The following is a 19,029-nucleotide window of genomic DNA, read 5'->3' as shown; positions in this document are numbered from 1 at the left end:
GATAAAAAAAGGTTTTTCAAAGGCCCAAAGCCTCCTAAAACACATTTTCCGTTCCCATCAAGGGCTAAAAACACAAACAAAATAACAAAAAGGCAGTGGAAATTAGAAAAAATCTCCGTTTACACCGCCTTTTTTCCCACACAGCCCAATCATCACTCTACAAACCGGCACCAGATATAAAAAGCAAGCGCAAAGAACAGCGCTATTGGGTGCCTGTACCGCATTCAACACGATGACCGTGGCTACAGACCAAGGCACCAACGCAATCACAGTAACAGCCGTATCATAAAGGTTCAGCGCCTGATTTTTGGCACCTAGATTTTCTGTCATCTGGTTTGTCAAAATGATGGTGAGGGTCTGATTGCAGACTACGCAGGACACCAGAGACGCACAAGCCAAAGTAGCCACAAAGGGATTGGTATTTTGGGACATTTTTTCGATTCTTGATTTGACAGGTTGAAGCAACGACGTACCTTTAAATATGCCGCCACAACAACCTGCGATTACAACAATCAAGAAAACATTTACCATGGAGAGAAGACCTCCCCCATTTACCATCTTGGCAATTTCGGGAACAGTTGTTTTATAACCAAAAATGATTGATTTAAGCAAATCAATAAAAGTCTGATTTTCAATTACAAGCGCTAAAACAAAAGCCGAAGCAGAACTCCACAGCAGCACAAGACTAGTACGTACACGGGCTACAGAAAGCACGACAATCACCGCAGCCGGCATAAGGCTCCACAATGACAGCGAAAAATCCTTGGCAAAAAGTTCAGCAACATTCGGGACCCCGGAAGTCCCTACAACACCCGAAGCACCCGCAACACCGGCTGTAACATCAACATTCATCCCAGCCGCAAAATAAACCACACAGCTCATCAAGAACGGCAACCAAGTGGTCCTTACCATATCACGGATGTTCTGGTAAATATCCGTCTTCGTAATTCCCGCAGTCAAAAGCGCCATGGATGAAATGGGAGAAATTCTATTACCGAAATAGACGCCTGCCAAAACAGCGCCGCCGATCCACGCCGAATCCGAAACGCCATCCATCCCCATGGATCGTCCGATAGTCGCACAAATCACGCCCATGGTGGCCGCAGTTCCGAGAGCCGTCCCCGTCAAGAGGGACATGGCGGAATTCAACACGAAAGTCAGCAGCACAAAAATTTCAGGACGAATCAATTCCACCGCAAAACTGACCACCGTAGGGATCGTTCCCGCAGCACGCCACATAGAAGTCAAGAGTCCCAGCAGAACAAACAACAGCAGAATGCCGCGGGCCGTCTTCACGCCATTCCAGCACATTTTCAAAGTTTCGCGAAGGCCGCAACAACGCACACCGTAGCCCGCAAAAAGTACCAGCCCAAAGGCCAGCGCGTACAGCAAAGGAGCGCCCGTCAAAAGGGACGCAAACAACGCTACGCAGAAAACAGCAAGAATAATTAATTCAACCAAATCAACAGCCCTCAAAAAGGACTATCAATTTAGAAAATCGCTAGCCCTTGAATTTTTTCAGAACCAAGGCGCCGTTGTGTCCGCCAAAGCCAAGCGAAGCAGAAACCGCACAATCGATATTCCCAGCAAAACCCTTACCATCCACCAGGTTGATATCGCAGGCCTCATCCTGGTTATCGCAATTGATATTCGCAGGATAGAAGGAATCATGAATGGCCATGGTCGAAATCACCGCTTCCAAAGCGCCAGCGGCACCAATGCAATGGCCCGTCATCCCCTTGGTGCTGGAAATTTTCATTTTCATTTTAGCATGATTACCAAAAACATTCAGCAGCATTTGAGATTCCGTCGAGTCATTCATCACGGTAGAAGTTCCGTGAGCATTGTAGTAATCGACATCCTCGGCGAGAACACCCGCATCACGCAAGGCATGGCGTACAGCCCTGGCGCACATATCACCATTGGGCCTTGGTGAAGTAATATGATAGGCATCGGCGCTTGCACCATAGCCGGCCAACTCCGCATAAATTTTTGCCCCGCGGGCCTTGGCATGTTCAAGTTCTTCTAGAACCAGAACTGCACCACCTTCCCCCATTACAAATCCAGAGCGAGCCTTATCAAAGGGGCGGGAAGCCTTTTGCGGACAATCGTTAAAACGGGTCGTCAGGGCCCGCATACTGGCAAAGCCCTTAATAGCATAATCCGTAACGCAGCTTTCTGCACCACCGGCAAGACAGACATCCAGATCGCCATAGCGGATTGCCTTGAGAGCGGTTCCCACCGCGTCCGTCCCCGAAGCACAGGCAGACGAAACCACCCAGGCGCAACCTGTAATCCCCAGCTCCATAGAAACGTTGGCGACACATTCATTGGGAATAAGTCTCGCCACATCAAACGGAGAAATTTTTCTTTTTCCGGATTCCACATACAGATTGAAGGACTGGTCAATTACATCCATGCCGCCAATCGCACTTCCCGCAATGACACCCGTCTTTTCATCTTCAAGAATTTCACGGCAAAGATTCGCATCCCTCACAGCCTCATGGGAAGCCGCCAGAAGGAACTGAGTAAAGCGTCCCATGCGAGAAGCCTTCTTCGGAGAAATTCCATGGTCAGCAGGATTAAAATTTTTCACCTCGGCCGCAATCTGCACCGGGTTAGAAGTCGGATCAAAAAGAGTTATCCTTTCAACACCACATTTACAATTCTTAATGGCATTCCACAATTCGCCTACATTGTGACCGAGAGGTGAAACGGCACCCATACCTGTAATAACAACTCTTCTTTTTTCCATTTAAAGAAAGATACTACAGATTTACCATTTTCAACACCTTGTTGATTTCAACTTTTTTTCTTTAAATCAACACTTGGGTATTGCTTTGTTGGTTTTCCGGCAATGAAACTAATTATATAACTGGACATCGTGGGAAGAGATATTTTCGCACCTTCTTCAAGCCAGTGAATAATCATGTAAATAATTCCCGACACCTTGAACACAATGCGATAATAAACGTAGTCATTCAAGGCAGCCCCTTTTTCCTTATACCAGTGACAGTTCTGCTTCCAGATAGTTTCAATCATCAGCTTTACAAAAGTACCGCCATAATCCGTCTTCATCAAGGTTAAGAAAAATCCGTCATTGTCGCGATAGTATTGAAGCATGCGCGTCATGGCGAGGCCAGGATTGTTCTTTTCTAAAAAGGCCTTCATAAAATCACAGGAGGCGTCAACCGTGTCAAGCACCATTTCTTCAAGCAGAGAATCTTTATCCTGATAGTGATTATAAAAAGTCGTGCGGTTAACTTTTGCCCTCTCACAAATAGAGCAGACGTTGATCAAGGAAGCATCACCTTCCTTAAGCAAGTCGACAACCGCTCCTTTCAGGACTTTCTTCGTCTTTAGAACCCGTGAATTTTCTTTCATTTTTTGCATCTGTATAATTATAATCTCTTCGTCCGTCCTTTGTCAACAAAACTTCAAAATACCACGCCGAGAGTTTTCTAAATTCATCAAACAAAAACGTTGGCTTAAGGTAAAACATGTCAATTCTTAACGATTTTACAGATGATGTTTTGCAGGGTATGCAAGAGGCTCACACCTACCGAACCATGCGACTTTTAGAAAGTCCCGAAGCCAGTCACGTTCAAATTGCTGCAGGCGCGCAAAACGCGTCCGATACAGTAAAGAGCACTCTTCTTCTCGCCTCCAATTCCTATCTGGATTTATGCAACGAGCCTTCTCTTAAGAAGGCCGCAGCCGACGCCGTTTTGAAATGGGGCACAGGTAGCGGCGGCGCACGCCTTACCACAGGAAACAAGACTCCCCACGAAGAACTGGAAAGCGCCCTGGCCGACTTTAAGGGCGAAGAAGCAGCCATTACGTTTGGCACCGGCTACATGGCAAATGTCGGAGTAATCTCGGCACTATGCAGCAAACAGGTTTATGAACGTCAAGACGAAAACGGCATCCCGTCAAAAATAATCAGCGAATGTATCGTCTTTAGTGACGAACTGAATCACGCCAGCATCATCGATGGCATCCGACTTTCAAAAGCCAAATGTATTGTCTATAAGCACAATGACATGGCAGACCTACAACGAGTCATTAGCGAAGCCCGCGCAGCACAGCCCTACGAAAAAGTAGCAACCCGCCTCCTCATCGTAACCGACGCTGTTTTCAGCATGGATGGCGATTTAGCAAATCTTCCGAAATTGCAAAAAATCGCAAAAGAAAACAATTGCCTCCTGATGATCGACGAAGCCCATGCCACAGGTGTTATCGGAAAAACAGGCCGCGGCCTTGCAGAACATTTTAACGACATGGGCATCCCCTGCGAGCACGCCGATGTTACCGTAGGCACCTTGAGCAAAGCCATTGGATGCGAAGGCGGTTTCGTTGTGGGCAAGCAGAAACTCATAGACTTTTTACGCAACAAGGCTCGCAGTTTTATTTTCACCACTGCCATGTCCCCAGCCATGGCACAAGCCGCCGCAAACAATCTGAAGTTCATCGAAAACCATCCGGAACGCGTTTTGCAACTTCAAGAAAATGTGAAAATTTTCTGGGACGCTCTTCAGAAGGCCGGAGCGATTCCCGACAGCAACCAATCTGCAATCGCCCCGCAATCCGCCATCATCCCCATTATCATTGGTGACGAAGCCGCAGCCCTCCGCGCCTCCGCAGAACTTCTGGAAAAGGGAATCTTGATTCCCGCCATCCGCTACCCCACCGTAGCCAAGGGCCAGGCTCGTTTGCGCGCCAGCCTCATGGCCACTCACACGAAAGAAGAATTACAAGACGCAGCAACGGCAATCGCTGCAGTCCTAACCCGCCCCCACTAAAACTACCAACTTTCTACCGTCTACTTCTTACTAACTATGAATGGTTATTTCGTAACAGCAACAGGAACCGACGTCGGCAAAACTTTTGTAACCGCCCTTCTCGTAAAAAAATGGCGTAACTCAGGAATTGATGCAGGCTACTATAAGGCAGCCCTCAGCGGAGCTGAACTACGCGACGGCAAATGGATCGCCGGCGACGCCGACTACGTAAAACGAATCGCCAACCTCCCCGACACTCAGGAAGAATTGGTCAGCTACGTCTACAAGGAACCCGTTTCCCCGCATCTCGCCACCCGCATGGAAGGTAATCCCGTAGAACTCCCGCAAGTCCGTGCCGACTTTGACAAAGCCTCCCACCGACATGATTTCATTTTCGCCGAGGGAAGCGGTGGCATCATCTGTCCCATCCGTTACGATACCCCCAACGCAGACGCAACTAGCGGCAAATCCAGCGAGCCTCAAAAGCTGTTCCTGACCGACATCATGAAGGAACTGAATCTTCCTCTGCTGATTGTCACCACGGCAGCCCTAGGCAGTATCAATTCCTGCGTTCTGACAGTGGAATACGCAAGAGCCCGCGGTCTTCAAATCCGAGGCATCATCGTAAACCGTTACGGTATCAGCGGCAACATGCAAATGGAAGACGACAACATCTTCATGATGCAGGAACTGACTGGACTTCCCATTCTTGCAAAAATAAAAGAAGGCGATACCGACCTAGGCACCACCCCCTTTTAATTAAAAGTCAGCTGTACTAGTCTAATATGTTTCTATTTTCATCAAACCATTCCAGGAAGGAATGCTGCTCCCCGTTGGCTTTATAGCCCGGGAATGTTTCAATGCAAACCGCATGGATGCTGTTGAAGATGCTCTTTTCGATATTGGGGTTGATCTTCTTCAGATTCTTCAGCAGTTCCTTGATTTCCTTGCGCTTGCTGTTGCTGGAACCATCGTCGTTCACCACCGTGTTTAAAGTAAGGCGGCAGGCACACTGGATAAATTCAAGTTCGTTATAGTTACGCCAGGCAATAATATCCTGCTCGTGAATACAGTACATGGGGCGAATGAGTTCCATGCCCTCAAAATTCTGACTACGAAGTTTCGGCATCATACCCTGCAATTGCGAGCCATAAAACATGCCCAAAACCGTAGTTTCGATAACATCCGAAAAATGATGGCCCAAGGCAATCTTGTTGCAGCCCGCATCCATAGCCATGCGATACAAATGACCACGGCGCATCTTGGCGCACAAATAGCAAGGCGACTTTTCGGTCTTGTAGGTCACATCAAAAATATTGGTATCAAAAATCTGGATGGGGATTTCCAGAAGAGCGGCATTCTTCACAATCTGGGCGCGGTTTTCGGCATTGTATCCGGGATCCATCACCAAAAACTGAATTTCAAAATTGCAATCGCTATGACGCTGCAGCATCTGCATCAGTTTCGCCAGCAGCATGGAATCCTTGCCGCCAGAAATGCAGACTGCAATGCGGTCCCCTTCCTCAATCAGCTTGTAGGTTTTAATGGCATTAATGAAGGGCGTCCACAGACGTTCACGATAAGTGGTCGAAATGCTCCGTTCCACTTTCTGCACATACGTAAGTTCACGCTTAGCCATTCCGCTGCCTCCCGCAAATATCCTGCATCACCAAGCCGGCAATGGTAAAACCGAAAATAGCCACGGCGTGGGCCATGGTCCCGTTATAGGCCACCTTGTGAAACTCTGCAGGAGCGCCATCATTTTCGGGAATGCCACCTAAATTTTTCAGCAGTTCCTCGCTGTACACGCACTTGATTTTTTTAGACGGGCGCAATTGTTTTTTCTTGAACTTGTCGCGAAGGGCGCGGGCCAACGGGCACCCCTTTACATCCCAGAATTCCGCCACATGGATTTTTGTAGGATCCATCTTGAGGGCAGCCCCCATGGAAGCGTAGACCTTGGCCTTTGTTTTAGAAGCCGCAAGCATCAAGTGCATCTTGTTTTCGAGACTGTCGATGGCATCGATAATGACATCATAATCTTCAAGATGAAAAGAGGCGGCCGTTTCTTCGCTATACAGTTCCGCACGAGTCTCAATTTGAGCATCTGGATTAATTTCAAGCAGACGCTGTTTTAAAACTTCAACCTTTACCTGGCCAACCGTCTTCGTGGTTGCCATAAGTTGGCGATTCACATTGGTAACGCTCACGTTATCGGAGTCCACCATGGTCAAGTGATGAATACCTGAACGCACCAAGCTTTCGGCGCACCAACTTCCCACGCCGCCAACACCAAAAATAATCACACGCTTTTGCGCAATGACATTCATGGTTTCATCGCCCACAAGGCGAATAGTGCGATTGAAAATATCGGTATTCAGAGGCATGACGTAAATTTAAAAAATACGTCCGTTATTCCTGAACAGCCTTCCCAGAAGTATATGTCTGCAGATACTCTTCCAATTCGCGAATATAGATTCGGCAAATGGTGCTGAGCATAAAGTTCTTCTTGGTAATGTAGCCGATTTCCATGGTACGGTCATCTTCGCCCTTGGCATCCTTAAAGGGAACAGCTACATAATCGGATCCGTTGATTTCTTCGCTGATAATGCCGGAGCAGAGAGTGTAACCATTCAGGCCCACCATCAAGTTCAGCATGGTGGCACGGTCATTGGCCTTGATGGTCTTATGATATTCATTTGTACTTAAAATTTCTTCAGCGAAATAATAGTTACCGCTTTCGCTCTGCTCAAAAGAAAGGCAGGGGTATAGGGAAAGATCATCCAGGTTCACCGACTTCTTATTTGCCAGCGGATGATTTTTCCACATGTAGGCAAAGGCATGGCAATCAATAAGCTTATGGAATTCCAGGTCGTGTTCCTTCAACAGATAGTTGATGTACTTGCGATTAAAATCGCTAAGGTACAAAATACCGATTTCGCTGCGCAGGCCGGTAACGTCATCGATGACATCCTTGGTCTTGGTTTCGCGAAGGGCAAATTCGTAATCATCAATGTTGAACTTTTTCACCATTTCCACAAAAGACTTCACGGCAAAGGAATAATGCTGGGTAGAAACAGCAAACTTTTTCTTCTTCTGTTCTTCCTTGCTGTAACGTTCCTGGATGGTTTCGTAATGGTGGTAAAGCTCGTTGGCGTGGGCAATGAATTCTTCACCCTCGGGAGTGAGGGTCACACCGCGACTGGAGCGATTAAAAATCATGATGCCAATTTCATCTTCCAGGTCGTGGATAGCCGCAGTCAAAGAAGGCTGGGAAATAAACAGGGCTTCAGCGGCCTTGTTGAAGGAGCCAACTTTTGCGATCCCAATGGCGTAGCGAAGTTGTTGAAGGGTCATGATTTCTCCAGATAACAAATTCAAACTACAATAAATATAGTTAAATAGATTTAATTTCCCTATAGTTTCAATAGGAATATTTTAAAAACACACTTATTTTCGACGTTTCAAACCAGCCAAGGCGAACAAAAGCGACACAAAAATTCCAATATGAGGCAAATATGCAGGCGTCACAAAATTCACAGCCGAAGAAAGTATGGCAGGGATCAGCCCAAACAAACCGCCAAGGCAAACTCCAGTGTACCACAGAGGCTTACGGATTTCAAACTTCTTATGGGATATGACAGCCACCGCCAAGGGAGCCACAATTCCCGGCGTGTAGACAGAATAAGCCATGGTCAAAAGGCCGATAATATCCTTTCCACCTAAAGCCAAAACCATGGCAACCAAACCAATGACCACCACAAGAATTCTCACCACGGCGATGCGGCGGGTATTCAAAATGTCGCTTCCGAAAATAGCCGCAGAATTTATAAGGCAAGTATCTGCAGAAGACAACAACGCCGAAAGAAGCCCCACCGACAAAAGCGCAGCCAAGGGCAAAGGCAAAACGCCAGAAGCCAAACGGAACAAGGCATTGGTCTTTGAGCCCGCCACATCAGGAGCATACTGTGCCGCCCACATTCCCAGCAATACAATAATCACGCTAAAAATCAGAATGGCGAAACTTCCCGCCACCACAGCCTTTCGGGCCGCCCCCGCATCTTTCGCCACCAAGTTTCTTGAAATTACGTCAGGTCCCAAGAAGTAGGCCCCGCCCACAGTAAAAAGCATCATGGCAAGATCAGCAGCACCAAACTTTTCATTCAATAACGAAAAATCGAAATTTGAAATTCCAGAAGCGGTCGCATTTAAAGCGGTCGCAGCAGAAACATCCGCAAATCCACCAAGCAAATAAATCGCGGAAGCAGCAAAACCCAGCGTCAAAATCCCAAACTGCAAGGCATCAGTACGCACAACAGAAAGTTGCCCGCCCAGCAAGGTGTACACAATAACGATGGCCGCCGTTACAACCACCGACAAAGCACCTGCATCATGACCTAACACCAGTCCAATAAATCCAGCTACCGCAGCAAACTGAGCCGCAATAATTCCAACCCAGGAAACAGCAATAATCAGGCCTACCAATTTTCGGCCAGTCCTATCTACTGTTTTTTCCGCAAGTTCCGGAAGGGTACGCACATCAAGATCGTGAATTGGCTTGCTTAAAAAAGCAGCCTGAAACCAGAAGCCGACGGCACCTACACCAAGCCACCAGGACGCCGCAAAGCCGATGGATTCCGCACGGGCAGCAATACCGATTGTGGCGCTAGCCCCAAGGACCGTGGCCATCAAGCTCGTAAACACAAAAGGGGCGGTCTGACGTCGACCCGCCACCACATAATCATCAAAATTCTTCACCTTGAATAAATCGCGAATGCAGATAAATCCAAGGACGAAGAAATATATTAGAAGAAGCTTCACAGCGAAATTCCCTTACAATTCCACGACGAAATATAGGTTATTCCCCAAGGCACATATCCACGAAGTACTGGTGAATACGAGTGTCCTCGTTCAGCTCCGGATGGAAAGAAATTCCAAGCTGGTTCTTGTAGCGGGCAGCAACGATTTCGCCTTTTACCTCGGCAAGGATTTCCACACCATCCCCAACTTTTTCGATCAAGGGCGCACGAATGAAAGTCATGGGAACCGTAGCTTCATCCGTAATTCCACGGAAGGCTCGCTCCGCGAAGAAACTTCCCAGCTGACGGCCGTAGGCATTACGCCGAACAGTCACAGGCAAGGTACCGAAATACACATTGCCGTCATTGCTCAAACGTTCCGCCAAGAGAATGAGACCGGCGCAGGTTCCAAAAACAGGAAGCCCATCCTGAATCAATCTCAACAGCGGTTCGAACATATCCAAATCCCGCAACAGCTTGCCCTGCACGGTGCTTTCGCCACCGGGGAGAATCAGACCGTCGAAAGGACGATTCGAAGGTCGGTTTGATCCTGCGGGAGCTTCCAGGTCTGACTTCTGCCGGATTTCAAAGGTCTCTACGCCAAGCTTTGTGAGAATCTGTTCGTGTTCAATAAACGCACCTTGTACCGCCAGCACACCGATACGCAGGGGACGAGCCGCTGCCGGGTTCTGTACAGTTTTGGTATCGCTCATTATTTACCTCTTTCAGCCATGAGGAGTGCGATTTCCTGTTCGTTGATGCCCACCATGGCTTCGCCCAGGTCTTCGGAAAGTTCAGCAATGAGCTTTGCATCCTTATAGTTGGCCACGGCCTTCACGATGGCCTGAGCGCGCTTCACCGGATTGCCAGACTTGAAAATACCAGAACCTACGAACACGCCTTCGGCACCCAGCTGCATCATGAGCGCAGCGTCTGCGGGAGTTGCCACGCCACCAGCGGCGAAGTTCACAACAGGCAGTTTACCGTTATCGTGAACGTACTTTACCAGAGCGTAAGATACCTGAAGTTCCTTGGCGCGGTTGTACAGTTCGTCTTCACGCATAGAAGTGAGGCGAGCGATTTCCTGCTGCATCAAGCGCATGTGGCGAACAGCCTGGACAACGTCACCCGTACCCGGTTCACCCTTGGTACGAATCATGGAAGCACCTTCTTCGATACGGCGGAGAGCTTCACCCAAGTCCTTGGCTCCGCAAACGAAGGGAACCTTGAAATCGCGCTTGTTGATGTGGTAAATATCATCGGCCGGAGAAAGAACTTCGCTTTCGTCGATGTAGTCAATTTCAATAGCCTCAAGAATCTGAGCTTCGGCAAAATGACCGATACGGCACTTAGCCATCACCGGAATAGAAACAGCTTCCTGGATACCCTTGATCATCTTCGGGTCACTCATACGGCTCACGCCACCGGCAGCACGGATATCAGCCGGAATACGTTCCAGGGCCATCACGGCGCAAGCACCTGCAGCTTCTGCAATCTTTGCCTGTTCCGGAGTGGTTACGTCCATAATCACACCACCCTTCAGCATCTGAGCAAGATTCTTGTTCAATTCGTAACGTTCTGCAATGTAATTCTGTTCAGACATTTTTTACCTCACTTTTAAAAACAGCACAAAAATACCCTAAAAACTGACCTCTTTAAATATTCAATTTTCTATTATTTTAACAAGACCAGAATAAGACCAGTTTAGGACCAGATAAAAATGCTTAGCTACAACATCGAAAACGTGGGCAGCGATACCCTCTACCACTTCCTTTATAAGAGTATCAAGAATGATGTTCTGAACGGCAAGTTGGAAGCCGAAGAGAAATTACCGTCTAAACGTTCTCTGGCAAAGCAAATGGGCATCAGCCTCATTACCGTAGAAACCGCCTACAACCAATTGCTGGCCGAAGGTTACATCTACACGGAACCTCGCAAAGGCTATTTCGTATCCAAACTGAAAATCGCCCAGACTGAGATCAAGCACGACTTCAAGGAATCCCGCGAAGCTCGCAACACTCAGAAATTTGATTCCCTGGTTCAAAAATCCCGCAGTGCAAAACAATCCAAGAAACACTTCGTGGACTTCTCCAACAATTTGGGAAATCCCGAAATGTTCCCCTTCAGCACCTGGGCAAAAATCACGCGTCAGGTCCTTTGCGAAAATCAGATGGAACTTCTGGAACGCGCTCCCTACGGAGGCGTATACCCATTGCGTAAGGCTATCGCCGACATGCTCAATGGTTTCCGCAATATGAACGTGGATCCGGAGCAGATTATCGTTGGCGCAGGAACAGACTATCTGTACGGTCTCATCGTCCAGATTCTGGGATTTAACAAGAAGTACGGCGTAGAAGATCCCGGCTACAGCAAGATTTCAAAAATCTACCGCAAGATGAATGTCACTTGCAATTTCATTCCGCTGGACGACTCCGGAGTCATCATCGACCAGTTGGAAGAAACCTGCACCGACGTCATTCACATCTCCCCCAGTCATCATTATCCCACAGGTATTGTGATGCCTGTAAGCCGCCGTTACGAACTGCTGAGCTGGGCCGCCAAATCCAGCAACCGCTACATCGTAGAAGACGACTACGATAGCGAATTCCGCATGACCGGTCGCCCTATCTCCACGCTGCAAAACATTGACGTATCCGATAAGGTCATCTACATCAACACATTCTCCAAGACTCTTACATCTTCTGCGCGAATCAGCTACATGGTGCTGCCCAAGAGCCTTGCCCAAAAGTACAAGGAGGAATTTTCCTTCTACACCTGCACCGTTTCTACCTTGGAACAGCTGGTGCTTGCAAAGTACATCAGCGACGGCTCCTTTGAAAAGCACATCAACCGCATGCGCAACGCCTACCGCGGCCGCCGCGACACATTGCTCCAAGCCATCCGCAAAAGCAAACTGACCGCCATCTCCACCATCGCTGAAGAAGACGCCGGCCTCCATTTCATCTTGAAAATCGACACCGCCCTTTCCGACGAAGAATTCTGCAAGCAGGCAAACGAAAAAGGCGTTCGCATCGGCGCCCTCTCCGATTACTACACAGAGGCCACCCCCAGCGAGCACCAGTTCATCATCAACTACTCCGACCTCCCCGAAAACAAAATCGCAAAAGCATTGAATATTTTGTACGAAGTTGCCATGGGGATGTAGGAACAAGAACGTAAAAAAAAGAACTCCCAGGCGGATTTCATTACCCGGGAGTTCCCTTTGTTGTACGGATTTTTAATTTTCAGAGATTATTTCAGGAACAGGTATTCCAACGTTTCCGTCTTAATCTTGATATTCTTTTCGTGGGCGTAAAGGTACAGGAGTGCAGATCCCACGCCAGCTGCGCCATCGTAAAGGCCGGTGTAAGTTTCCACAAAGCCTGGAATCTTACGGGTCCATGCGGCGTACCAGCGACGGCCCTTGTCATCGTTATAGGAATCGCCCAGCAGCTTATCGGCAGTAACCTTCGCCTGTTCGATGTAGGAATCCTTTCCAAGAACTTCAGCAGTCTTTACGAAGTGAGCCAAAACGCCCGGGGCACCGCAGCAGAGGCAGTAACTGTTCCAGTACCCCGGAGTATGTTTCAGCGGAGCACCAGCCTTCAGAATCCCCTTAGTCAGAAGGTCAACCCACTGGAGATTTTCCTTATCGCCGGTCACGTCGTAAAGTTTGCGGAACAGGATCGAGGTTCCCACAGGGCCATGGCAAGTGGAAAGGTAATAGAAGTCATGGAAACGTCCTAATTCAGGATTGTAGAGGTACGGGATTAACGCTCCATTTTCGTCACCTTCTGCAATAGCAGCCAGGAATTTCACAACTTCGTTCGCCTTTTCAAGATAAGCAGGATCCTTGGTTTCTTCGTAAAGAAGAACATTCAAGAAAGCCGTTCCTGCAGCACCGTGACTGAAGTTGGGGAATGCAGATTCCTTGGACTTCCAGCCAACCAACGTGAGGTCAACATTCTTGTAGTAAATGCCGCCTTCCTTGGCGTAAGTGATGCGAGTGTCCGTAAAGGCGACTACGCGCTTTGCAGCTTCCAGATATTTTTCGTCACCGGTCTTGCGGTAAACATACAGGAAGAAGAAAGCGTAGGAACCGTCAGCCATCAAGTCCGCTTCCGTGGACCAGTGAAGAATCTTTCCGTCATCATGACCTGCAGCGATCGCATCATCGGCAGACTGAATCAGGAACTTGCGGTAGCGTTCATCCTTCACATGTGCGTAAAGCTGATCCAAAAAGATGGCCTGACCCGCCGGAGACGCATAGACGCTGGTACCCCAGCCTTTTACAGGCCAGATGCCGCCTTCGGCACCTTCCAAAACATCCTTGAAGAACTTTACACCTTCGTAGGTATTCAGAATGTATTCCGCGGCATCTTTCGCTTCCTGCAAATACTGTTCATCTTTCGTCACTTCGAAAAGCTGCAAGAAAAACTGGCCGATACCAGCCGAGCCTGCGTAAAGGCCCTTGGGGGTAATCATCAGATCACCAGCGTATTCGTTACCCGGTTCCGGACTTACCTTCCAGTACTTTCCCTGCGGCGTTACCACTTCGTTATTCTTCAGATACTTCACAATCTGGAGAACGGATTCCAAATAATCTTCAGTAGACTTCGCAGTCTTCAACGCAATATTCTGTACAAAATTCAATTTCATTTGATTAATTCTCCCATTAATAAGTAAGCAGTATTTAGTGGTTAGTACACAAAAATCAAACCAACCACTAGCCACTAATCACTAACCACTATTTCTGCTTCTTGTACAGTTCCGTAGAAAGGTACTTGTAACCGTTATCGGGGTAAATCACCACGATGTTCTTGCCGGCAGCTTCAGGGCGCTTTGCAATCTGGATTGCAGCGGTAAGGGCGGCGGCAGCAGAAGTTCCCAGGAAGAGGCCATCGGTCTTTGCAGTTTCCTGTGCAGTTGCGTAAGCGTCTTCCGCCTTGATGTCGATGACTTCGTCGAACTGGAAACCGTTATCGCGATTGGTCTTGATGAGGGTAGGCACAAGAGGTTCAGCCACACCATGCAAAGGCAAGGTTCCATCTACGATATGGCCAGTAAAGTCGGGGCTATCCGGGCGGGAGCTCTTTGCAGCCTGCACACCCACAATTTTTACGCCAGGATTCTTTTCGCGAAGATAGCGGCCAGTGCCCACGATGGTGCCGGCAGTACCGCCCATTGCAACAAAGTAATCCACCTTGCCATCCGTGTCTTCCCAAATTTCTGGGCCGGTAGTCTTGAAATGGAATTCCTGGTTGGCTTCGTTTACAGTCTGACCAGTATAATAGAACCCCTTTTCCTTGGCGATGCGCTTGATACCATCAATCAAATCATCAAGCACCAGGCCCGTCTTTTCGAAATCCTTGACTTCTTCGATATCGTAGAAAGACTTTACGTTCAAGCCGTAGCCTTCAAAAATCTGGACGCGTTCGATAGTCGTGCCCGGTTCCAGATAAGGTTCGAATTCGTAACCAAGAGCGTGACCGATACCGGCAAGGCCAATGCCCGTGTTACCGCTAGTCACGTCAATAAGAGTGTCGCCCTTCTTAATCAGGCCGCGACGTTCACCATCCTGGATCAAGGCCAGAGCCAAGCGGTCCTTCACGGAGCCGGTGGGGTTCAAGTATTCCAGCTTACCAATGATGTGAGCCTTAAGACCATACTTTTCTTCGTAATTGGAAAGTTCAACAAGAGGAGTGTGGCCAACGAGTTCTGCAATAGACTTATGAATCTTAGACATGTTTGAAATCCTTTTTTTTGATTTGGCAATACTCAGAAACCGGTTTGTTCAACCTTTTTTTGCCGACATCATTCGGCCCGATTTTCTGATTTTGATTTTCGCCCGGCACCGCGCCAGGTCTTTCGTCCTTAAGTTTTTCCACTTGATTAACTACTTGCTTTGACCAAACCATCAAGGACTTTTGATATTTGAGCGAAGCAGTTATCTATCCTTCTGCATGCCTTTCGGCATTCGACAGTCACTACACATAATGAACCCCTTCGAATGCTTAGGTGAACTTGAAAACATTTTCTAATTCCCTATCAATCTTGTAGGAATAAAAATAGAAAACCCCTGCCATCTGGCAAGGGATAGTTATAATACTATTTTTCTAGGGTTGGGTATAGGGTTTGACTATATCGCAGTCAGTAGATTCTTTATTACTGCAACAATATCGTTATAACCGATATTTGCAGCATACGAATTGCTTTTAGCATAGCGTTCCCAAAATTGTTTGAGACTACCGCTATTTTCAATGTCCACAAAATGTTCTACCGCATTTTTAACTTGGTCCCAGGATTTCCTGTGTTCGCAAGTCTTTTTTAAAGCTAAAGAGAATCTTTTCCCATTGAACTTTTTAAGCTTACTGAGCATATACACATCGTAAAAATCACGAGGACGAGTGTTCAAAACGCCTTTACTTAAAATGGATTCAATTTTCTCTGCGACTATTGTTTCTAGCGTATAAGTCCACAATTCAAAACTTTCCTGTGCATTACATAGATTAACCCAGGATCGTTTTTGGGGTTCGGGAGTCACGACATCTCCGGTGGTAATGTCAATCGCAAAAGGGACTACTAAAATTTTTGATTCGTAGAAGCCGTCAATAAAAACTCGGAATCCACCATAAGCATCGTCTTCTCGAATTGGTTCGCATTTCTTTATTTCGAAAAAAAAATCATCTTGCAAATCAATCAGACTAATATCTTGGATAATACCTTGTACGTTTTTTTCGTTAAAGGAAAAACCTCGGGATGTCATATCAATATCCATCGTGGTTCTATTTTCTATTCCAAGGATAACCGAAATTAAGGAACCGCCCTTGATAATGAAGCAGTCCTTGTAACTAGAAGTCGCAATTCGATTGAGAAAGCGCTCCATCATGAAATTTTGCAAAATCAATTGTGGAGCAACTCTTTTCTCTTTTGCAATGTTCTTGATTTTAGCTTTTAAGCTAGTCGCCTTTGCGCCTCTTTGTTTCACAGCAATACCTCCAGCGCATCGCGAACCTTCTCCACAATCCCAAGTTTTTGGGCATATTCAGAAAGATGTTGAAGATTTTTTGTCTGCATCTTTGCGTACATTTTCAACGATGCAATGTAGGTTTCTGGATCGAACTTTTTTTTGTACTTGATAAGATCACAAATAGTTCTTTCCGCATCAAAGCAGGGAACCAAATTTCCCATAGGCGTTTTGATTTCGGTTTTGCCGATGTTCCACGACTCCCTTTCAGCATAATGAATTGTGCATTCCTTTGAAAACGCGGAAGAAAGCCTTTTGTCCCTTGGAAGAGTGAAGGTATGAATCACCGGCGTTCGTTCAGTAATGCCATTTAAAAACAGAGCCGTTTCATGTGAAAACACAATGTTTGGAGAACACAAACTGAGAATGAACAGCTCATCAGGAAGCTCGGTGGGCAATACATAGAATCCCTTTGCGACGCGGTCCAAGTCACCATTTGCAGCCATCTGGGAAAGAACGGCCCTGGAAACGCCCTGTTTTTCAGCGTTGGCGGTAGAAACCACGCCACCGTTAGCCTTGGCGATACTTTCGATAGTTTCTACAATTGCGTTATGACTCTTCTTTACTTTCACTACAATAATATAAAATTTATTGTAGCAAAAGTCAATATCTATATTTTCAAGCAAGCGACTCTCCTTTGTGTTACAATCACTCAAACCACATTTTAAACCCCTCGAATTCAATGGGTTTAACGTGATTTTAGAACGCGTCAAGAATTTGTTAATATAACGGAAATCAGTAACATTGCGATAAATCTTCATAAAGTTGTCAAATTCGACCACTTTAAAACTTTAGCCGTTCTTTTTTCCTGACGCCTGCGACACCATTTCTAACAATTGCTGCTTTGAAATGAAATTCAATATGGAGAATGCGGTCAGTTTTTTCCCGAGTTCGTTGAGGGATGAACCGATGTGATAAACGGTCTCGTCCACGATGATGAACCTGTCATGAACATTCTGCATGCCTTCGAGTTTTACGGTTGGGAATTGACGATTCAGTCGTTCTTCTTCCTCTCGCAGATGTCGGTTTACATGCCCGGAATAGACGAACGCATTTACAACCGCAGACTTCTTGGCAACAAGTGAGAGTGCGACATCGTCTGCAAAAGGATCGATGACGATGATTTCTTCCTTTGCGGAACGCACCAGCTGGCAAGCGAATTCGTACCCACTCCACCAGGATTTTGCGTTCAGAATGCCCTCACTGGGAGGCAGGTTTGCCTTGACGAAAAAGTCCACCTGCTTTTCGAGAGTGGCTAGGCGAGTGCTCGTTTCCATGCCTTTTGAGTCGAGCTCGTCCAAACGTTTTTCGTGATTAATCAGTTGCCTGTCAACTCGCTCTTCAGTCAGCATAAAGCGTTGGTTTACGCTTGCTCCGCGCAGAAGATGATCTTTTAGAACCTGATTGGCCCAGCGACGGAACTGTGTGCCACGAACGGATTTAACCCTATAGCCAACGGAAATAATTACATCTAAATTGTAAATGTTCGTGGGCTTGGTAGAAAAATCGGAATTTCCGATTTTTCTCATAACTTCGCTTTTGTCTAATTCTTTTTCCTTGAATGCGTTTAGAATATGTTCATTAATCGTTGATCGTGACTTTAAAAACAGGTCGCTCATCTGATCTATTGTCAGCCAAACTGTCTCATCTTCAAGATATACTTGAAGTTTAGATTCGCCCTCGGGTTGGTAAAAAATGATTTCACCAGCCGCCTGCATATTTTTCTCTTCCATATTTACTCCTTTGTGTTACAGGCTGGAAAAAAACACAAATTTAATGCACAAATGTTCTAGTGAACAAAATATAACCAATTTTATAAAAATGGGCAATAGGTGCGCTGAAAAAATTTGAGTGACACCTACTGACATGCAGGATTATCTATATTCCCCGTGTACATAAAGAGTTTTGCTCTTGTCCACGCTTGAAACTTCGACACTTTCATGGTTCTTGGATAAGGCGACGCTCACGCTTGCTATTGGGCTTTGCCTAATGGCATCGTTTTGCTACATGCATTTTGTTATATCTGCCTGTGCGCAATGCGACCCTTTTGGTGCTTTATGCACTAGCTGCCGTGTTTACGGCACGCTTTTGGGGCGTGGGTTGTTTGCGTTTATTTGAACCAGGCAGTCGAAGGCCCCAAGCGAGTAGATGCATTCAACCTCACGCCTTTTTTCGTTTAAATCGTGTGGAAGTTTTGCGACAAGAACAGCTCTTGCTGGGTTTGCTCTTGTTGTTGCTTGAAACTTCGACACTTTCACGGTTCTACAATAAAGCAAACGTTCGTTGACCTATGGTTGCATAGGCCATGCTGTACCCTGGGCGTACTGTATCCATTCGGTGCCCGGGGAATTCGTGCGTGTATCCACACGTGCGTTTGCGAGCGTTTTCTTTGCTTGTTTTGACATCGCAGTTTCTTGCTCCC

At 46.9% G+C, this 19,029-nt stretch carries 18 protein-coding genes; 3 read left to right on the top strand and 15 right to left on the bottom strand.

Translation table 11 applies throughout. The features are described 5' to 3' along the window. Positions 1 to 102 precede the first annotated feature (102 nt). Genes BUB73_RS13885 through BUB73_RS13875 form a run of 3 tightly spaced genes read right to left on the bottom strand, consistent with a single transcriptional unit; the run spans position 103 to position 3,384 of the window. Entirely contained in the window at positions 103 to 1,461 is a 1,359-nt protein-coding gene (locus tag BUB73_RS13885) for a Na+/H+ antiporter NhaC family protein (protein WP_073286740.1), read from the bottom strand. Between the two features lie 40 nt (positions 1,462 to 1,501). Continuing rightward, positions 1,502 to 2,755, bottom strand: a complete 1,254-nt coding sequence (gene fabF, locus BUB73_RS13880; protein WP_073286737.1) for a beta-ketoacyl-ACP synthase II — start codon at positions 2,753 to 2,755, stop codon at positions 1,502 to 1,504. Between the two features lie 47 nt (positions 2,756 to 2,802). Next, positions 2,803 to 3,384 carry a TetR/AcrR family transcriptional regulator gene (locus BUB73_RS13875; protein ID WP_073237032.1) on the bottom strand — a complete coding sequence of 194 codons (582 nt, stop codon included), beginning with the start codon at positions 3,382 to 3,384 and terminating at the stop codon, positions 2,803 to 2,805. Positions 3,385 to 3,500: 116 nt separating this feature from the next. On the opposite strand from BUB73_RS13875, the gene BUB73_RS13870 reads away from it, so the two are divergent. Then, on the top strand, positions 3,501 to 4,802 hold the full coding sequence (locus tag BUB73_RS13870; RefSeq protein ID WP_073160125.1) for an aminotransferase class I/II-fold pyridoxal phosphate-dependent enzyme: 1,302 nt from the start codon (positions 3,501 to 3,503) through the stop codon (positions 4,800 to 4,802). 36 nt (positions 4,803 to 4,838) lie between these two features. Beyond that, positions 4,839 to 5,540, top strand: coding sequence for a dethiobiotin synthase (gene bioD, locus BUB73_RS13865; RefSeq protein ID WP_073286734.1), 702 nt, complete (start codon positions 4,839 to 4,841; stop codon positions 5,538 to 5,540). A gap of 16 nt (positions 5,541 to 5,556) precedes the next feature. Here bioD and BUB73_RS13860 read toward each other — a convergent pair whose 3' ends face one another. From BUB73_RS13860 to pdxS, 6 genes are all read right to left on the bottom strand, one after another. Then, positions 5,557 to 6,420 carry a tRNA lysidine(34) synthetase gene (locus tag BUB73_RS13860; RefSeq protein ID WP_073237041.1) on the bottom strand — a complete coding sequence of 288 codons (864 nt, stop codon included), beginning with the start codon at positions 6,418 to 6,420 and terminating at the stop codon, positions 5,557 to 5,559. Then, a complete protein-coding gene (locus BUB73_RS13855; protein ID WP_073237043.1) occupies positions 6,413 to 7,168 on the bottom strand; it encodes a tRNA threonylcarbamoyladenosine dehydratase in 756 nt (251 codons plus the stop codon). Before BUB73_RS13855 ends, BUB73_RS13860 begins: the two co-directional genes overlap by 8 nt. A gap of 25 nt (positions 7,169 to 7,193) precedes the next feature. Next, on the bottom strand, positions 7,194 to 8,138 hold the full coding sequence (locus tag BUB73_RS13850; RefSeq protein WP_073286730.1) for a LysR family transcriptional regulator: 945 nt from the start codon (positions 8,136 to 8,138) through the stop codon (positions 7,194 to 7,196). A gap of 93 nt (positions 8,139 to 8,231) precedes the next feature. Further along, on the bottom strand, positions 8,232 to 9,602 hold the full coding sequence (locus tag BUB73_RS13845; RefSeq protein ID WP_073286728.1) for a sodium:solute symporter family protein: 1,371 nt from the start codon (positions 9,600 to 9,602) through the stop codon (positions 8,232 to 8,234). Between the two features lie 37 nt (positions 9,603 to 9,639). Beyond that, complete coding sequence (gene pdxT / locus BUB73_RS13840; RefSeq protein ID WP_073160215.1) at positions 9,640 to 10,248, bottom strand: pyridoxal 5'-phosphate synthase glutaminase subunit PdxT; 609 nt, start codon at positions 10,246 to 10,248, stop codon at positions 9,640 to 9,642. A 44-nt stretch (positions 10,249 to 10,292) separates the two neighbouring features. Continuing rightward, entirely contained in the window at positions 10,293 to 11,183 is an 891-nt protein-coding gene (gene pdxS, locus BUB73_RS13835) for a pyridoxal 5'-phosphate synthase lyase subunit PdxS (RefSeq protein ID WP_073237052.1), read from the bottom strand. A 117-nt stretch (positions 11,184 to 11,300) separates the two neighbouring features. On the opposite strand from pdxS, the gene BUB73_RS13830 reads away from it, so the two are divergent. Continuing rightward, positions 11,301 to 12,746 (top strand): MocR-like pyridoxine biosynthesis transcription factor PdxR, encoded by a 1,446-nt coding sequence (locus BUB73_RS13830; RefSeq protein WP_073286726.1) that lies wholly within the window; start codon positions 11,301 to 11,303, stop codon positions 12,744 to 12,746. A gap of 86 nt (positions 12,747 to 12,832) precedes the next feature. On the opposite strand, the gene BUB73_RS13825 is transcribed toward BUB73_RS13830, so the two are convergent. From BUB73_RS13825 to rhuM, 6 genes are all read right to left on the bottom strand, one after another. Further along, positions 12,833 to 14,239 (bottom strand): lanthionine synthetase LanC family protein, encoded by a 1,407-nt coding sequence (locus BUB73_RS13825; RefSeq protein ID WP_073286723.1) that lies wholly within the window; start codon positions 14,237 to 14,239, stop codon positions 12,833 to 12,835. 88 nt (positions 14,240 to 14,327) lie between these two features. Next, on the bottom strand, positions 14,328 to 15,326 hold the full coding sequence (locus BUB73_RS13820) for a PLP-dependent cysteine synthase family protein (RefSeq protein ID WP_073160105.1): 999 nt from the start codon (positions 15,324 to 15,326) through the stop codon (positions 14,328 to 14,330). Beyond that, positions 15,319 to 15,468, bottom strand: a complete 150-nt coding sequence (locus BUB73_RS17405; RefSeq protein WP_170932345.1) for a hypothetical protein — start codon at positions 15,466 to 15,468, stop codon at positions 15,319 to 15,321. Before BUB73_RS17405 ends, BUB73_RS13820 begins: the two co-directional genes overlap by 8 nt. Before the next feature lie 251 nt (positions 15,469 to 15,719). After that, complete coding sequence (locus tag BUB73_RS13810) at positions 15,720 to 16,568, bottom strand: nucleotidyl transferase AbiEii/AbiGii toxin family protein (RefSeq protein ID WP_073286717.1); 849 nt, start codon at positions 16,566 to 16,568, stop codon at positions 15,720 to 15,722. After that, positions 16,565 to 17,233: a type IV toxin-antitoxin system AbiEi family antitoxin domain-containing protein gene (locus BUB73_RS13805; RefSeq protein ID WP_175552223.1), complete on the bottom strand. Its 669-nt coding sequence runs from the start codon at positions 17,231 to 17,233 to the stop codon at positions 16,565 to 16,567. Before BUB73_RS13805 ends, BUB73_RS13810 begins: the two co-directional genes overlap by 4 nt. A 165-nt stretch (positions 17,234 to 17,398) precedes the next feature. Continuing rightward, positions 17,399 to 18,340, bottom strand: coding sequence for a virulence RhuM family protein (gene rhuM, locus BUB73_RS13800; RefSeq protein WP_249269431.1), 942 nt, complete (start codon positions 18,338 to 18,340; stop codon positions 17,399 to 17,401). Between the last annotated feature and the right edge of the window lie 689 nt (positions 18,341 to 19,029).

The organism is Fibrobacter sp. UWH6 (assembly GCF_900142465.1).
Classification (GTDB): domain Bacteria; phylum Fibrobacterota; class Fibrobacteria; order Fibrobacterales; family Fibrobacteraceae; genus Fibrobacter.
This window is presented reverse-complemented; position numbering and strand designations above follow the sequence as displayed.

Excerpts from the sequence above, each read along its gene's own strand:
- fabF (WP_073286737.1), bottom strand. The coding sequence starts at position 2,755 with ATGGAAAAAAGAAGAGTTGTTATTACAGGTATGGGTGCCGTTTCACCT.
- BUB73_RS13875 (WP_073237032.1), bottom strand. The coding sequence starts at position 3,384 with ATGAAAGAAAATTCACGGGTTCTAAAGACGAAGAAAGTCCTGAAAGGA.
- BUB73_RS13870 (WP_073160125.1), top strand. The coding sequence starts at position 3,501 with ATGTCAATTCTTAACGATTTTACAGATGATGTTTTGCAGGGTATGCAA.
- bioD (WP_073286734.1), top strand. The coding sequence starts at position 4,839 with ATGAATGGTTATTTCGTAACAGCAACAGGAACCGACGTCGGCAAAACT.
- BUB73_RS13860 (WP_073237041.1), bottom strand. The coding sequence starts at position 6,420 with ATGGCTAAGCGTGAACTTACGTATGTGCAGAAAGTGGAACGGAGCATT.
- BUB73_RS13855 (WP_073237043.1), bottom strand. The coding sequence starts at position 7,168 with ATGCCTCTGAATACCGATATTTTCAATCGCACTATTCGCCTTGTGGGC.
- BUB73_RS13850 (WP_073286730.1), bottom strand. The coding sequence starts at position 8,138 with ATGACCCTTCAACAACTTCGCTACGCCATTGGGATCGCAAAAGTTGGC.
- pdxS (WP_073237052.1), bottom strand. The coding sequence starts at position 11,183 with ATGTCTGAACAGAATTACATTGCAGAACGTTACGAATTGAACAAGAAT.
- BUB73_RS13830 (WP_073286726.1), top strand. The coding sequence starts at position 11,301 with ATGCTTAGCTACAACATCGAAAACGTGGGCAGCGATACCCTCTACCAC.
- BUB73_RS13825 (WP_073286723.1), bottom strand. The coding sequence starts at position 14,239 with ATGAAATTGAATTTTGTACAGAATATTGCGTTGAAGACTGCGAAGTCT.
- BUB73_RS13820 (WP_073160105.1), bottom strand. The coding sequence starts at position 15,326 with ATGTCTAAGATTCATAAGTCTATTGCAGAACTCGTTGGCCACACTCCT.
- rhuM (WP_249269431.1), bottom strand. The coding sequence starts at position 18,340 with ATGGAAGAGAAAAATATGCAGGCGGCTGGTGAAATCATTTTTTACCAA.